This window comes from Shewanella sp. MBTL60-007 (assembly GCF_019654915.1).
Taxonomy (GTDB): domain Bacteria; phylum Pseudomonadota; class Gammaproteobacteria; order Enterobacterales; family Shewanellaceae; genus Shewanella.
The window spans coordinates 111575-127406 of the sequence record NZ_BPET01000006.1; the positions used below are offsets into that span (position 1 = coordinate 111575).

Annotated in this window: 16 protein-coding genes; 10 read left to right on the plus strand and 6 right to left on the minus strand. The window is 45.1% G+C overall.

Annotated features, from left to right (window positions below):
- The first annotated feature begins 73 nt into the window (after nt 1-73).
- From K5Q92_RS03510 to K5Q92_RS03530, 5 genes are all read left to right on the plus strand, one after another.
- The gene (locus tag K5Q92_RS03510) at nt 74-751 is read left to right on the plus strand and encodes a potassium channel family protein (RefSeq protein WP_259649475.1); all 678 of its coding nucleotides are present in this window, start codon (nt 74-76) and stop codon (nt 749-751) included.
- Nucleotide 752: 1 nt separating this feature from the next.
- Nucleotides 753-1880, plus strand: a complete 1128-nt coding sequence (locus K5Q92_RS03515) for an AI-2E family transporter (protein ID WP_220767660.1) — start codon at nt 753-755, stop codon at nt 1878-1880.
- A 150-nt stretch (nt 1881-2030) separates the two neighbouring features.
- Complete coding sequence (locus K5Q92_RS03520; RefSeq protein WP_220767661.1) at nt 2031-3086, plus strand: DUF2157 domain-containing protein; 1056 nt, start codon at nt 2031-2033, stop codon at nt 3084-3086.
- On the plus strand, nt 3079-4206 hold the full coding sequence (locus K5Q92_RS03525) for a DUF4401 domain-containing protein (protein WP_220767662.1): 1128 nt from the start codon (nt 3079-3081) through the stop codon (nt 4204-4206). The genes K5Q92_RS03520 and K5Q92_RS03525 overlap by 8 nt, the downstream gene beginning before the upstream one ends.
- Complete coding sequence (locus tag K5Q92_RS03530; protein ID WP_220767663.1) at nt 4196-4735, plus strand: GDYXXLXY domain-containing protein; 540 nt, start codon at nt 4196-4198, stop codon at nt 4733-4735. The genes K5Q92_RS03525 and K5Q92_RS03530 overlap by 11 nt, the downstream gene beginning before the upstream one ends.
- Before the next feature lie 40 nt (nt 4736-4775).
- Here the strand turns inward: K5Q92_RS03530 and K5Q92_RS03535 are convergent, their stop codons facing one another.
- From K5Q92_RS03535 to K5Q92_RS03550, 4 genes are all read right to left on the minus strand, one after another.
- Nucleotides 4776-5189, minus strand: coding sequence for a hypothetical protein (locus tag K5Q92_RS03535; protein WP_220767664.1), 414 nt, complete (start codon nt 5187-5189; stop codon nt 4776-4778).
- 113 nt (nt 5190-5302) lie between these two features.
- Nucleotides 5303-5623 carry a YdbL family protein gene (locus K5Q92_RS03540; RefSeq protein ID WP_220767665.1) on the minus strand — a complete coding sequence of 107 codons (321 nt, stop codon included), beginning with the start codon at nt 5621-5623 and terminating at the stop codon, nt 5303-5305.
- Nucleotides 5624-5647: 24 nt separating this feature from the next.
- Nucleotides 5648-5848 carry a YnbE family lipoprotein gene (locus K5Q92_RS03545; protein ID WP_220767666.1) on the minus strand — a complete coding sequence of 67 codons (201 nt, stop codon included), beginning with the start codon at nt 5846-5848 and terminating at the stop codon, nt 5648-5650.
- A 105-nt stretch (nt 5849-5953) separates the two neighbouring features.
- Nucleotides 5954-9439 carry a YdbH domain-containing protein gene (locus tag K5Q92_RS03550; protein WP_259649476.1) on the minus strand — a complete coding sequence of 1162 codons (3486 nt, stop codon included), beginning with the start codon at nt 9437-9439 and terminating at the stop codon, nt 5954-5956.
- Between the two features lie 400 nt (nt 9440-9839).
- Between K5Q92_RS03550 and K5Q92_RS03555 the strand changes: the two genes are divergently transcribed.
- Nucleotides 9840-10205 carry a hypothetical protein gene (locus tag K5Q92_RS03555; RefSeq protein WP_220767667.1) on the plus strand — a complete coding sequence of 122 codons (366 nt, stop codon included), beginning with the start codon at nt 9840-9842 and terminating at the stop codon, nt 10203-10205.
- Nucleotides 10206-10377: 172 nt separating this feature from the next.
- Here K5Q92_RS03555 and K5Q92_RS03560 read toward each other — a convergent pair whose 3' ends face one another.
- The gene (locus K5Q92_RS03560) at nt 10378-11226 is read right to left on the minus strand and encodes a D-hexose-6-phosphate mutarotase (RefSeq protein WP_220767668.1); all 849 of its coding nucleotides are present in this window, start codon (nt 11224-11226) and stop codon (nt 10378-10380) included.
- 219 nt (nt 11227-11445) lie between these two features.
- On the opposite strand from K5Q92_RS03560, the gene K5Q92_RS03565 reads away from it, so the two are divergent.
- Together K5Q92_RS03565 and yjjG are read left to right on the plus strand one after the other, a co-directional pair.
- Nucleotides 11446-13236 carry an acyl-CoA dehydrogenase C-terminal domain-containing protein gene (locus K5Q92_RS03565; RefSeq protein ID WP_220767669.1) on the plus strand — a complete coding sequence of 597 codons (1791 nt, stop codon included), beginning with the start codon at nt 11446-11448 and terminating at the stop codon, nt 13234-13236.
- 227 nt (nt 13237-13463) lie between these two features.
- Nucleotides 13464-14150: a pyrimidine 5'-nucleotidase gene (gene yjjG, locus K5Q92_RS03570; protein ID WP_220767670.1), complete on the plus strand. Its 687-nt coding sequence runs from the start codon at nt 13464-13466 to the stop codon at nt 14148-14150.
- A gap of 31 nt (nt 14151-14181) precedes the next feature.
- Here the strand turns inward: yjjG and K5Q92_RS03575 are convergent, their stop codons facing one another.
- Nucleotides 14182-14784 (minus strand): DUF938 domain-containing protein, encoded by a 603-nt coding sequence (locus K5Q92_RS03575; protein ID WP_220767671.1) that lies wholly within the window; start codon nt 14782-14784, stop codon nt 14182-14184.
- A 189-nt stretch (nt 14785-14973) separates the two neighbouring features.
- On the opposite strand from K5Q92_RS03575, the gene K5Q92_RS03580 reads away from it, so the two are divergent.
- A complete protein-coding gene (locus tag K5Q92_RS03580; protein ID WP_220767672.1) occupies nt 14974-15339 on the plus strand; it encodes a hypothetical protein in 366 nt (121 codons plus the stop codon).
- Nucleotides 15340-15472: 133 nt separating this feature from the next.
- Entirely contained in the window at nt 15473-15655 is a 183-nt protein-coding gene (locus tag K5Q92_RS03585) for a hypothetical protein (RefSeq protein ID WP_220767673.1), read from the plus strand.
- The last annotated feature ends 177 nt before the right edge of the window (nt 15656-15832 follow it).

Here is a 15832-nt window from a genome sequence, read left to right on the forward strand (position 1 = left end):
TGTATTAGAAGCATTCACAAATGGATTGGCTATTTTTATACAGAATAGACTGTAACAGAAAGGAAGCGTCAGCTTGACCCAACGAAAAATCAACAAACAAAATAATTTTTATTATATGACGGCCGCGCTTGTGGTGCTGCTATTGAGTGCGTCTTTGGTTAAGTCCTTAATGGGTGGGATGCTTGAGTCCTTACTTGAAGGCGTTATTGCCATTACCTTTTTGGTTTGTGTGGTGAGTCTAGGGATCGATAAAAGCTGGAAGCGTTTTATGCAAGTGCTAATAGTTATCTGGCTGGTGACGGCTATCAGCAAACGTTTTATCACTATCCCTCACCTTGATCTATTTATGCTTGGGTTAATGTTCGCCTTTTTCTGGGGCACCTTTAGCTCTATTGCAAGGCAAGTGTTGTTTGCAGGCTCTGTTAACGGTAATCAAGTCGTGGGGTCCATCGCACTTTTTTTACTCTTAGGCCTGATGTGGGCCTTGGTTTACCTCCTAATATTGGCATTATCGCCTAATGCGTTTTCGGGGATAGAGCAAAGTGCTTGGGGACAAAATTTCTCTCAGATGGCCTATTTTAGTTTTGTTACCCTGACGACATTAGGTTATGGCGATATTAGCCCTAATACGCCGTTTGCTCAGGTTGCAGTATATATGGAGGCAATTGCAGGTGTGTTTTACATGGCGATTGTCGTTGCAAGTCTAGTGAGCGCTGGATTGGCTCAAAAAGATCCACAACAGGAACGTTAATATGGAAAACCCTATGCAACATAACCAAAGTAAATTGTTCGTCGCGAACATGGTGGAGTCGGCGATTCGAATAGGCTTGCTGTTTATACTGGTTGTTTGGACCTTCGATATCATCAAGCCGTTTGTTATTCCTGTGCTATGGGGAGCGATAATTGCGGTTGCCCTTATGCCAATGACAAAAAAACTTGAAGGTGCCTTGAAGGGGCGAAGGGGCATTGCTGCCACTATTCTGGCCTTGGCGGGCATAATATTGCTTATCGCGCCGTTCTGGATGGTATCAAGTTCACTCTTCGATGGCGTGTCTCGGACGGTTGAGGTGTTACAGTCAGGGAGTGTTGACATTCCAGGCCCCACACAAAAAGTTGCCGATATTCCTTTGATTGGCGATAAGTTATTTGAAGTGTGGGCACTGTTCGCCACTAATTTAGAAAAAGCCTTGTTGCATTTTTTGCCGCAAATAAAAACCGGGGTGTCAGCCGCCGCGGGTATGTTGGGCAGTAGTTTAGGTAGCTTAGTGATGTTCATTATCTCACTGGCTATTGCTGGTGGTTTTATGGCTCATGCGGAAAAGTGTTCGGCCGCAGTGACTACAGTTGCGATGCGTGTTGTTGGTCCTCATGGTGAAGAGTGGACCAGTTTAACAGCCGCCACGATTCGCAGCGTATTGCTGGGTGTGGTTGGGGTGGCATTTATCCAGTCGCTATTGATCGGCTCAGCGTTGTTTGCCTTTAGCATTCCTGCGGCAGGTTTGTTTACCGTCATAGTGTTTATTTTTGGCATCGCACAGTTGCCGCCACTTATTGTCGTGCTGCCGCTTATTTTTTATGTTTTTTCAACCCATGATTCCACCCCGGCGACCATATTTACGGTGTGGGTGATAATTGCAGGGCTTTCCGATAGCTTGTTAAAACCTATGTTAATGGGACGAGGGGTCGATGTACCAATGCCAGTGATCCTTATCGGGGCGATTGGTGGCATGATAACGGCGGGGATCATTGGCCTGTTTTTAGGGGCGGTTATTTTGGCTATTTGGTATGAGCTATTTTTGACTTGGCTCAATAGCGAAGAGAGTCCTGCTGAGTTACCCCAAGCATCGAATGATGAGCCTGTCGATAGTCCAGATAAGTAAACTAAGGCGGCAATTCTTTTAATGAAAAGGTGCCTTTGTGCACCTTTTTGTGATAATGGTCTGCGTGGCTGCTTATGTGATTGGGAAACCAGATCTTGAAGATTAATATTAGGCTAGCCATTTTAGGAAAATGAGAGAGGGATACCTCGGTTGAACAGTGTAAAGTCGGTGGTTTGGGGTTGGTTTAAGCAGCAGGCAATAGCCGAAGAGTCGCTTTTGCAAGCGTTGTCGCTTGCTTGTGATGGCGAAAATTTGCCAAGCCAATTGCAATGGCGGGCTTTAATCGAGCGCCTACTAACTTGGGGAGCGGCGCTCCTTATCGGCTCGGGTCTTGTGTTTTTTATTGCTGCTAACTGGCAAAGTATGGGTAAGTTTGAACGCTTTGCCTTAGTAGAGTCTTGCCTAGTTATAGTTGTGGCTCTTTATCTCATTTTGCGTTATCGCGCAGTGAAAAATGGCGATAGACTTGGGTTTAGTTATACCTCGGCTAATGCGGCGTTATTAACCGTATCGATAATCATAGGTAGTTTGCTGGCGCTGGTGGGGCAGACTTATCAAACCGGTGCCGACCCTTGGCAATTATTTGCACTTTGGGCGCTACTGACATTGCCTATTGCTTGGCTGGCAGGCTCCGAACTGCTTTGGCTGTTACAAGGCTTACTGCTCAATCTATCCGTCGTGCTTTTTTATCAAACGTTTCCGGGCTTGTTTGGTCGACTTTTCTTATTCGATCTCGTTTTGGCACCACTATTGATACTCAATCTTTTACTGCATCTAGGCTTTATGTTACTCGGTGGCAAACTTGGGTTATTAGAAGGGTACACATCGCTTACTAAGTGCTTTGACGCCCCTATATTACAGCAGATCACCATAGCTATCGCTGTGCTCTGTATGAGCTTGCTTGCTGTCGAAGCCATTTTTGATGAGCAAAGCCGCGTTTGGTTAGCTGTATACTTTGGGCTGCTCGCTGCAGGATACTGGCTTTACAATTTTGTATTGAAGGAGATATTTGTGCTGGCTATTGGCGGCTTTAGCCTGATCGCGGTTATCAATAGCCTATTGATACGATTAATGTTTGAGACCAGTGAGCCGGTAGGATCATTTTTATTGGTGGGCTTGACCATTATTGGCTCAACGACTTGGCTCACCATCTGGCTTAGAGCCCGCCATTGCTCTTTTCAAGAGGAGGGGCGGCACCATGCATAGCGTATTCGAAAATAATAAGGAGGCTCCAGCAAAGTTGTGGTTTAGATTAGCCGCCGATGGATTGACCTGTAAGAATGAAATGCCAAAGCCCCTTCAAACGACTCCTTGGTATGTTCAACTACTGCAAACATTCGCAGCTTGGATCGCTTCTCTATTTATCCTTGCCTTTAGCATTACTTTCTTTGGATTACTCTTCGATGGTTTAGACACAGGTTTCGCCACATTAGTTGGGATTATTTATGCTGGCTTAGCGGTGTATCTTTATAGGGTGAGTGCTACCAACTCGTTATTTCTCAAACAGATGGCATTTGCTTTAAGCCTAAGTGGCCTGCTGTCATTGGCCTATGGTATGACTGATTGGTTTAGCCCAAGCTTAGGTGGGGAAATAGGGCTAGCTTGGTATTTTACTTTAGCTTGTATTTTGCTGCTGCACTGGCTGTCGATTGAACATTATAGTCATCAATGTGTCATGAGTTTTAGCTTTATCGCCTGCCTAGTGGGGATTGGGTATGAATTAGAACTGCTTGAGTTACTCCCTGTGCTTATCTTGTTACTGTTTGTCGCCGTCTGGTTGAATCATGCTAAAACGGCTAAGCACTTTGCACGCATCAATGCCCTTGGCCATATGCTCGGTTTGTGGGTCATACTTATTCAGTTACCTCTGTTAGGCAATCAAACGCTACTGTTAGACCATGATAAATTTCCAATATTAGCGCAATGGAGTAATGGGCTGACGGTCGCTATAACGTTAGTAATTTTACTTGTACTCATTGTAAGAATTTTCCGCTCGCTGTCATTAAGCTTGAGCAGTAAGCCGGGGCTACTAAGCGTCGTTGCTATGCTGTTGTTGGCGGGATTATCTATTGTTATGACGGGGTTATCTTCGGCGGTACTGGTTATGATTATGGGCTTTTATGTGAGAGAAAGGGCTGTCTTCTTACTCGGGCTGGCTGGAATCTTTAGCTTTATTACTTTGTATTATTACAGTTTACAGTTGCCGCTGCTTGAAAAATCGATCTGGTTAGTCGCGCTGGGCTCGTTATTGATTTTGGCCAGACTGCTGCTCGTTAAATTAGTACCTAAAGAAGACAAGCATGGAGTGCATCCAAATGAGGCTTAAGTTACCCGCTTCTATTTCTGTGCTGCTATTAACGGTTGTTAGCGTATTGGGCATAGTGAATTGGGACATTTACCAAAAAGAGCAGCAATTAGCTCACGGGCAAGTGGTACGTTTAGCCCTCGCTCCGGTCGATCCCCGCTCACTTATGCAGGGTGATTATATGACGCTAAACTATGCCATCGCAGCTCCACTGAGGGCTTTGCTTGAGGTGGAGGTTGGACAGGGGCTAGTGCAGGTGCGGCTCGATAACAATAGAGTCGCCTCATTGGATTCGGTCGTTCAGGAGTCTGCCGGCGTTAAGTTAAAAGAAACCGGGCAGAACCGCAGCGGCATAAGTGCAACGGATGAACTTGTGAATATTCAATATCGTGTGCGCCACAATCAGATTAAATTTGCCAGCAACGCTTACTTTTTCGAAGAGGGTAAGGCAAAGCGATATGAAGGCGCGAAATATGGCCAGTTTAGGGTCGATGGGCAGGGGGCTTTGTTGTTAGAGTCCTTGCTAGATAAAGACTTTAATCCGTTGTGACCTGCATTTTTTGTCAGATAAGTTAAATAGGCTGTATTCGTTAAACAGGCTTGGCAAGCAGGGTGAGCCTTAGGCGCTCATTGCCGTTCACTAAAGATGTGACAGGCTCATTGGGGCAAAGGTTAATCTCTTGCAGACCACTTAACACGTTGCCGTTTAGTTTGGCGTTAACCCTGCAATTAAGACTTAGCAAACTGGAGTGGCAAGGTGTTGCTCCCTCAGAGCCGATAAAGCCACTATCAAGATCTATATTGCAGCTGTTAGCTGTGAATGTTTGCGTTTCGCCTACATAAAAGCTGCGGCTCTCATTAAGCAGTAGATGACGATCATTAGTTTTTTCAATAAACGCTAGGCTGATATTGAGTTGGACTCGTATCCGATGTGACAGATCAAACTTAGCTTGCTTGCCTCGGTTAAGCGAGGAGATATAGAAACCACCGAGTGGGCTACTCATTGACTAAACACCTATCAGCTTATGAACTTCAAATGAGTAACTTATCACGTAAACTGTTTAATGGCCGCTAAAATAGCAGCCATTAAACATTGCGAGATAACTGCAGCTAGGAGCTACTTCTTAACCCATTTCCCAGACTTATTCTGAATATAGTGGCCTTTCTTGGTCGCCTCAATCGCTTTCTCTGCGGCTAGCTTGGCTACATCACTCACTGATATGTTGTTCTTTTTAGCTATTTTTTCATAGTGGGCCTTACGCTTAGCATTAACCGAGCTGACCACTGATTTGGCTTCGCTGGAGCTTATAACCACTCCTAGATAACCGTTAAGCTGTTCACCAACCAGCCCTTGGGCTTTGGCATCTTGCAGGGAAATAGCAAAGGCATTAAAGCTAAGCACTAGGCCAGCAAGTAGGACAAGTAATTTTGATTTCATCATGTTTTCCTTTAATTCCTTTGCTTAAAACAGTTCATCATCGGCTAAGAGTTGATCTAACTCTTTATCGACTTTGATCTTGATCTCGTGCTCAATTTTCACATTGAGGTTAATCACAATCGGTTTATCTGGTGGCTCAATCTTAACGGTCGGACTGCAACCGACTAGCGCATAACACGCAAGCATTACACTGAGCAGTACTTTTGGATTGTGCAATGTTTTCATTGGTTTATCCTTTTCCTTATCGGGTTAGGCTGAACTGAATTATTAATTGCTGTTGTGGTGAATATAATACGCCAACTCTTAATAACTATTTGATGAGATTGCTGATTACTTAACGGCTCGCTCGATCTGATCCTGTAAATTATCACCAATCTGTAAACTTCTGAGTAACTGTAACATGTTCTCCTCCTGAGAGTAGTTGAAGTGAATAGGTCGTTCAATACCTCTGCTACGACCTTTTACATTCACCTTGAGCTTGGCATCGCCTTGGGCATCCATATCGAAGCTGCTGGAAAGTTCTGAATAATTTAGGTGCTCGAGGGCTGAGAAGGCGAACTCAAGATAGGGCTGGCTTTGCCGCATCTGCGCAACAGCGGGATTATTGCTGATGGCAATTAAGCCTCCGGGGGCACGAGCGGCCAATTTACCTCCGCTCACGCTGGCTTTGCCTTGCTCGATAATAACGGGCAGGACGCCATCGAAAATACCATCGGCGTAGATCCCCACTTGGGGTTGGATGGCGAGCAGCTGTTCTAGGTCAATATGTTGCAATACAAAGTAGGCCGATGACGGTTTAGTCAGATTCAGTTGAAACTGCGGGATCAACAACTGTCCACCTAGCAGATCGCCTCTTGCTGTCAATCCAACAGATGCCTGCTTAACACCGAGTAGTTGCAGGGCTAAGGCGAGGTTCTCTTTGCTGGGCTTTTCACTTGGCTCTGCTGCATTATCGGCAATATTATTTAAGTCTTGTTCTTTACTATCTTGAGTACTTACTTGAGAGCCTGTCCCTTGAGAGCCTGCGGCTTGTGTCTCTGCGGCAAATGAAACTGCGGCTTCTGCATCGATATCGGTGATCAATACGCCGGGATTAAAGGCTTGCAGGGATAGCTTTATATTATCGCAGTTAAAAGCGCTCTCGCGTCTGTTGCTGCTATCTTGTAGCCAATTAAAGTGACATTGGGTATTCATATTACCGCCACCGAAGGGGAGGTTGTTGAGGCTACCTTGGATATCGCTAACCTGTGGGTCGAGGGTTAGGTCAAAAGCCAACCCCTGACTTTTCTCAAGTTGGTAGTGCATGGCAAGCTCTGTATTGCCTTCAATATCGAGTGATTCAGGTAAGCTGTCTGTCTGACTTAGAAACTCCAGAATAGGTGCAAACTCACTCTTAAACTGCCAGTCTCCTATTAACCTAAACTGGCTCAAGTTTTTTGGCTTGGGCGTAAATTGATGCTGGCTGGTGAGATATAGATTGTTAATTTTCCAGCTTTCATCACTTTGGAGCCCTTGGCGGTTGAGGTTCAGCTTTTGACTTAGCTCTATGGTGTCGAAGTGAGCCAGCTTCTGCTTAATGTGGCGCCTTTTGTGCTTACCTGCGCTTAGACGGTCTTGATGACTGTTTGAATGAGCGGCTCGATTATAGCCAGACTTGTCGAGGCTAAGCTGTGTCACCGATATGTCTATTTGATTCGCGAGCGTGTGTGACAGTAGTTTGAATGCAAATGATGAGTCTAATTCTAAATCTGAGTCAGCAGTTTCCGTGCCTGCAGCGCTACTGTTTGTATTGTCTTCAGTAACTTTTGTATTAGTAGTATTTGCGCCAGAGCTAAATTTTAGCGAAACAGCATGTTGTAGCGCTAAACCCATCTGTTCGAGCTTAAGCCTGTAGTTCTCTTCAAGGGCATTATTTAGGGGGAAATGACCTTCTAAAGTGTCGATGTCATAATGCAGTGATGGAATAATGATCCGAGTTTGGCTCTGGTCTTTTTTGGGCTTGCCATTGTTTGGCTGAAAGTAGTTCTGCTGGTAGCGGTATTCGGCAGTCGAAGTTAAGGTTAACTTTGTGCTTTTAATTTGAGCCGTACTTTGCTGCGTTTGATTTACCAATGAAGCAGTTTGGTTTGTCGATGGCTTATCTCTGGGTAACGATTGCGGCTCTGGCTTTATTGCGCTCTTTAGCTTTATGCCTTTGCTGACTTGATTGGCTCCACTGGCAATGACAACCGCAAAGTTTGTTTGTTGCGGGTTGTGGCTGGCACTGATCTGACCGTTTAGGTTGACTGCGGCACTGTCGAACTCAATTAGGTAGGGAAGCTCGGCCAGTTTTGGCCACAAGTTATTGAGGGTAAGAGCTTGGTTATGTTTTGCCTCTATTACCCAGTTAGCACTGAACTGGTAATTTCCTGTATCGCTAGTTGCTCCTTCATTATGTGGCGCGTGGTAATTGAAGTCGTCAAAGATAAGTTTGGCATCAAGATTACTGTCTTCTATCTGTAGTGATAGCCTTGGCACATGTAATTTTTGCTGTGTAATCTGATAGTTTAAGCCTTTATTTAGACCGATGAGCAGATTAGGGGAGCGCTCAGTTACCTTGGCTTGTTTAGTATCGGGGCGTAATTGTTGGTACAAGTTAAATAAGGCTTGTTCGAACGGCTGATCCTGAAGGTGCTGAAGTAATCGTTGTAATTGTGCATTACTTTTTTCATCGGCACTGCTACTCAAGAGATTAGAGTTGGCTAAGTTATTTTCAAGATCAAAGCTGAGCTCGAACGGCTTAAGGATTAATTTAGGATCAACAATAGGGCCGTTAATTTCAAAGTCTAATCGGCCGAGGCTTTTGGCCGTGTTGCTTAGGTTTGCTTCCGGCGCTTGTGTTTGGCTTGTGCCACCAACAAGGCTAACTGGTTGTAGGGTTTGCTTGGCGAAATCGTTAAAAGTGATCTTGGTATCTTGTAAGCTGTGTTTGGAACTTAGCTGGGCATTCTTCAAGTTCAGGCTTAATGCAGAGTTTAGTTTGCCATCAAGCTGAATATGCCTATCGTCTATCGCTTGAGTTAATTGATATAGCGGGGCCAAAAGACTCTGCTCTTGCAGTGCTGGAGAAGCAGCCTGTTTTTTAGTTTGCAATGATTGCTCAGCAGCGGCTAATTGACGGCTAAACGATTGCAGTAAGCTTAAATCTACATAGGTATTTGCTTGCCACTGTTTAGATTGAAGCTTAGCCGATAACGAGACAAGCGTTAGCTCATTAAGCTTTATCTCGCTTGTCAGCTCTCCAAGTTTATTCAAACTTAGGTTATTTAGTTTAATTTCAGGGGAGAGAGAGTCGGCGCCTTTTATTCTTATTTGTATCTGCTTTAGGTCAATACCGGGGAAAGCACCAAAATTAAGCCCTATGGTGGGGCCGTTTTCGTTGGTGTTTTGGCTCGATAAAGTCAATGCACTTGGTGCAAGGTTAACATTGATATTTGCAACTCGAATGCCTTGTAAGTCATTAACCTTAAAAGCCCATGGCCTTGCATCTTGAGCCAATACAATATCAGCATCGCTTATTTTTATATCACTATTATCTACGGTTAACTCGGCAGCCGATATATGCCACTTTGTTAGGCTTGATGGGCGAAAGCTAAGTTGATGGACTTGAGTCTTGTATGGGATTAAAAATTGATTGGCTAATGCCAGCGTGATCTTTTGGTAATTCCATAGGGCTAAACCACCTGCGAGGATCGCAAGTGCCATTAAGAGCAGCAGTGAGAGACAAGTAAAGCGTATGGCTTTGCGTCTGCTGTTTTTCCGTACCGGCTGTTGCACTTGCAAGTTCCCTAATGTCGTTGACTAAAAGGAGCGGTTTGGCTGCTCGTTTTAGTATAGTCGGAAGATTCTAACATCTTATTTAAAGGGCGGAATAGCTGAACAATAATAACAACGGAGTCGAGGTTACGCCGAGTTTACTTTATCTGGGCGTTCATTGGCTCACCGACTCTATATTTGCCTTAGTGAATAAAAACCAAAGAGTTGTGACTGACCTCAAATATCTTGGTGCCAATGGTCTTTTGTTTTGATACAAATTGAACCAATTGTTATGCCGCTGCTCAACACTGTTGCTAGATCTGGATTCAGGCTCGCTTCTGTAGCTAATGGATTTGTGCTTTCGCTTAAGGAAGGAGCATTGCAGATAGGAGTAAGTACGTTTAACAATAAGAGGTTTACATTGAAAAACTTGGGTTGGCTGTTGATTTTTATTCCCGCGCTTTGCACTTGCTCATTAGTACTCATGGTTATTTTTCACTACTTCCATATTATCGAAAGTGGTGGCATGGTGGTAAACACTATGTTCGTGCTATTGGCGATTAATGTGTTTGGCTGTATCGCTATCTGTGTGAGGACGTCGGGGCATCTTCCCTATCTACTATTTGGGAATTTGTTGTTTTTCATTATTTTTGTTTTCTCTATTACCGCTGTGAGAAATCATAACTGTAACCATCACGAGCAGGAAGAGGTGTTTCAATACGGGGTACATCAAGTCGGTGACAAACTCGATATTGGTGTCGACGCTAGATGTGACAACTGCGATTAGCAATGCAATTGCGGTTATTAATTTGAATGCTGAAACTTGAGTATCTTGAGAGCAGAGCTTGAAGTTAGCACCAGTTGAATTCAACTGCAGTGACGATCTTATAAGATTTTCACTGCAGCAGAATTTACCTGTTAGATGCATAGCCTTTGAGTCAGGCTATGCTACTGCAAAGTTAATCCTTCCAGCGAATATGGGTCGTGAGTGTATGGCTTTCGTTAGGCGCTAAGGTCAGCCTATCCTCTAGAACATTCGCCGCCTCTAAACAGACCATGGTGAGATAGTCATCGCTATTGAAACGCGATAAACGCACCGATTTATCAATCCAAGGGTTCCATAGTACAGCGCTACGGCTATTTTCTCGGCGCACTTCAATCACGCCATCGGGAGTATGAAGTTCCTGGCATTCCCCTAAGTCTGTATAGACGCGATCAGTTTCACGGGTAAAGTCGACGCTATCTCCCTCCTGTGGGAAAGGGCCTTTAGCAAATTCGATATACTTGGCGCCGCTAAAGCCAGTTGCCTTCAGTTGGTGAATATCACTGATGGGGAAATAGCTATGCAGCGCCTGAGTTAGGCTGACATCATAATCGCCATTATTGGTATTTTTAAGGCTAACAGACAGGGTGTCACTTAAGCTAAATAGCAATTCCACTTCGGTGTCATGGGGCCAGTAGAGCCTATCTTCTTCGGTCAGCTTTAGGGTGAACTTAAGATCCACCTGCTGATCGCGCATCTTTACCGATTCCAACGACCAAATTCGGGTACGGGCAAAGCCGTGTTGTGGGAAGTCTGGATTATCGCTCATGCCAAACCAAGGCCAGCAAACAGGTATGCCGCCACGAATACCATTACCAGGCTGGTAATCATCTGCACTGGATACCCAAAGTAGGGGCTTTTTACCCACTGGCTCAAAGTAGTCGATTTGGGCACCCTGCATAAAGATCCTCGCTTTACACAAGTCGGTGTTCACTTCGACATACTCTAGACCGTTAGCATGTTTGTTAGTGGTGACGGAACCCATTGGAGTTGTCCTTTCATAGCGTTAGCACAATTAATCGAATTAGCTTAACTCGTTTTGAAGAAGGAGATAAGCCTTCTTTTGACTCTATTTGAGGTAATGCTGTTCTCTTGTGCAAACAAAATGAAAATATTGCTGAGTTTTTACTCAAACTTAGTTATGGTGGTCAGAGCACTGACCATAACTTATAACGATTAATAAGCAGTTGAAAGGGACGACACTATGCCAATCTACCAAGCTCCGATCCGTGATTATCAGTTTGTTTTAGGGGAACTACTGGAAATTTATCAAAAAGATAACTTAGCAGGGTTCGATGAATTTGATCCTGAGTTGATTGATGCGGTACTGCAGGGAGTCGCAGACTTCACTACAGATATTATGCTGCCACTTAATGGCAGTGGTGATGTAGAGGGCTGTCGCTTGCAAGAGGGCAAAGTGATCACGCCTAAGGGCTTTATCGATGCTTATCAGCAATATGTTGATAACGGTTGGGCCACCCTAACTTGTGATCCTGAGTTTGGTGGGCAGGGCCTACCTGAAGTGGTCGGTGTTTTTGCCACTGAGATGAAAACCGCGACTAATATGGCTTTTGCCATGTATCCGGGGCTAACCCACGGCGCTTATGCAGCCATTCATGCCCATGGTAGCGATAAATTAAAGGCAAAGTATCTAGAGAAGTTGGTCAGTGGTGAATGGACCGGCACAATGAATTTAACTGAGTCCCACGCTGGAACCGACCTAGCGCTGCTGCGCACTAAAGCCGTGCCTGCAGGTGAGGGGGCGTTTGCTATTACAGGCGAGAAGATCTTTATCTCTTCTGGCGATCATGACTTAACCGACAATATTGTTCACTTGGTATTGGCGAGGCTTCCAGATGCGCCTGATGGAGTAAAGGGGATCTCGCTGTTTGCCGTGCCTAAAGTGTTAGTTAATGATGACGGCACGCTTGGTGAGGCGAATGCGCTGACAGCAGCGAGCTTAGAGCACAAGATGGGGATCCACGGTAATTCGACTTGTGTGATGAATTTCGATGGTGCCCTAGGTGAGCTGGTGGGGGAGCCTCATCAAGGATTGCGTGCCATGTTCACCATGATGAATCAGGCAAGACTTGGCGTTGGCGTTCAAGGGCTAGGAGTCTCTGAAATTGCTTATCAAAATGCCTTAGCCTACGCGAAAGATCGTATTCAAGGCCGCGCGTTAAGCGGCGCTAAACAGGCTGAACAAGCCGCAGACTCAATTCTAGTGCATGGCGATGTGCGCCGCATGTTACTGTCGCAAAAGGCCTTTAACGAGGGCACGCGAGCATTAATGGGCCAGCAGGCACTGTGGCTAGATGAAGCCGAAAGGCATAGCGATCCCGAGTTAGCAAAAGCGGCGTCGAAACTAGCAGCCTTGTTTACGCCGATAGTGAAAGGCTTTGTTACCGACCAAGGCTTTAAGGCCTGTGTTGATGCTCAGCAAGTATTTGGTGGTCATGGCTATATTCACGAGTGGGGCATGGAGCAGTTTGTGCGTGATAGTCGTATTGCGATGATCTATGAAGGCACTAATGGCGTACAGGCACTGGATTTAGTTGGCCGCAAAATCCTCTCGGATAAAGCACAGACGCTGCAGGCGTGGTCGGGAGAGGTAAAGCAGCTTATTGAGCGCAATATGGGCAATGAGGCGATGAAACCTTATATCAGCGGACTGATGGATGCGGCGGGGGATCTTGAGAAAGCCACCGGCTACATCGCTGAAAATGCAGCTAAGAACCCCGACATTATTGGCGCGGCGTCTATGGCGTATATGCAGATATTCGGCATTACGGCGTTGGCTTGGATCTGGACTCGCATCGCCGAAAAATCCTTAGCGGTACTGAGTGATGGCACAGATGAAGCCGAGTTTTATCAAAATAAGCTCAGTACAGCGCAGTTTTTCATGCGCTATTGGGCGGTGCAGACCCGTAGTCTGCGTAAACAAGTTCTGGAGGCCAGTACAGATATCGTCGCCTTTGACGACAAGGCTTTCTAAGCTTGTCTGTTTGTAAGATATAGCGCCCGTTCTAAAATCACCCCCTTCTATGAATTATTTTGTTGTCATAGAGGGGGAATTTTTGGGCTAAATAAGATGTAGATTGAATTAACCGTTATTTTTCTGGGAAATGGCTCTTAGCATTTGGACAAAAAGCGCCTAACTGAGATAACCTTGCGGCACTTTTCTGTAGCAGCAATGGCTGTATTCATTTAATTAGGATTGATATGCAGTATAAATGGGTACTTTTTGACGCTGATGAGACCTTGTTTCACTTCGATGCTTTTCAAGGCTTGCAGCTGATGTTTTCCCGTTTTGATGTGGACTTTACCCGTCAAGACTTTCTCCACTACCAAAAGGTTAATCAACCACTTTGGGTCGATTATCAAGATGGAAAGCTGACAGCCAGTGAGCTGCAAAATATTCGTTTTGAATCTTGGGCTGAGAAACTAGCAGTTTCAACCCAGAGACTAAATAGCGACTTTCTTAACGCGATGGCGGAGATCTGTCAGTTGCTTCCAGGTGCACAGGAGTTAATCGACAGCCTTACAGGGCGTGTAAACATGGGGATCATCACCAACGGATTTACCCAGTTACAAACGGTTCGTTTAGAAAAGGTAGGCTTAGCCAACCGCTTCTCGCCGCTAGTGATCTCTGAAGAGGTTGGGGTGGCAAAGCCCGATATTGGGATCTTTAATCACGCGTTTGAGATGATGGGCCACCCAGAGAAAGAGTCGGTGCTTATGGTGGGGGATAACCCACATTCAGATATTTTGGGCGGACTAAACGCTGGTATTCACACCTGCTGGCTTAACAGCCATGGCGCAGAAAAACCGCAGGATATCGACCCACACTATCAAGTGAGCTCTTTGTGTGAGCTTCGAGCGCTGCTTACCACACAGATGTCGGCCTAAGCTAAGGTAAGCTTTAAGCTAAGGTTTGAGTTCACCTCTTGTTAAAATGCAGCAAGCGGTTATTGGCAGGCATGGAGTGATCGGCAACGAGCTCCAGGCCTTGGGCTGCTGCGAGCTTAACTATCCACTCTATATCCCGAATCGCACTTTGCGGGTTTTGCTGCAACAGCCAGTTATCAAACTGACGGTTACTGTCACTGGTATATTCGCCTTGATAATTAAACGGACCGTAAACGCAAAACTGACCATTGGGCACCAAATGCCTTCCTATTCCTTCAAAAAACGCTTCGACCATGGCTTTAGACATGATATGCAACGTGTTAGCGCTAAAGATGGCATCGATAGGTTCAAGTTGGTCTACTGGCCAAGGCTGAGTCACATCCAGCTCAAGGGGGCTACGTAAATTACCACTAGGATATTGGGATAATCTAGCATTTATCCCTTGGTGGTAGCAGGCTTGATCACTGGTCTGCCAAATTGCTTGGGGGAGCAACTTGGCAAAATAGATTGCATGTTGGCCTGTGCCGCTTCCGATCTCTAATACATGTTTCGCGCCGCAAAAGCTGTGGGCTAACACTGCGGCAATGGCTGATTTATTATTTTCACAGGATTGAGAATAGGGAAGTGGTTCCACGATAGTGTCTTTTGTTTGATGTCAGGCTATTTGTTTTACCCTGTCTAGTGCGTGAATTCAACTGACAATGGCTAATCGGGGAAATACAGGCCGTTGTATGTGAAATTGAACGGTAAAGAATTAGTCTTAGCAGCCCTTGATAAAAGCGGTTAGTATCTAAGTTCAATTTTGCGATTAACAGGCATAATTTTGGCTATTGAGCATAATGAGATCGTATCGCTACTTAATGAACTTGAGTGCAGAACCAACTTTTCAATAAAGAAAGTCACCGAATATATGCTACCTAAGCTAAAGGAGCCATTTTATCTATACGTCGATGGCAAACAAGCGCTGTTGGTTATCCGTCCCGCCTATGAGGTGTTTAAAGCCGACCTAGAAGCGATTGATGGCGTGAATGCCAAAGCTCAGTATTGCCATTACTCCGAGATGACGCGATTTCCTAAGCGTGTGCAGAAGAGTATTAATGGCATCCATTATGGATTGGCTTTTAGCTTTGATAGCGGTGCAGCACTTAAGGCATTTATCGAAAAGTTAATTCTTATCAATCAAGCTTAGTTGTCAGTAGCTATGGATAGCTATAGTGAGTTTGCGTTAGCGTTGAAACATTCTAATACCAAAATCTATAACTAGTCTTTGGTTGAGATGGTTTAAACTTACGCTAAGTAATCGACAAGGAGTCAATAAAAAAATGGAACCCGATAAGTTAATTTCTCAGCAACCACTTAGCGAGCCGGATCTTCAAGCTATGCTATCTGAGCTTAATCGCAAGAGATTAAAGTTTTTTACCTTAGTTGTTGGCATGGTCGCGGGACTCGCCGTCGGTTTCTATGGTGCGCGTTGGCTGTATCAATGGCTGTTTCCTGTAAGTTAGGCATCAAGCGAATAAAAAAGGCTCCGGAAGGGAGCCTTTTTTTATGTGAGTGTCTTGTCCTGGAATGTGTTTACACATTTAGGACTTTATTATGACCACACCAATACCAGCCCGCGTTAAGCGAACACAGCGAGATTATTCGTTAGGCTTTAAATTACAAGTTGTAGCTGCCGTAGA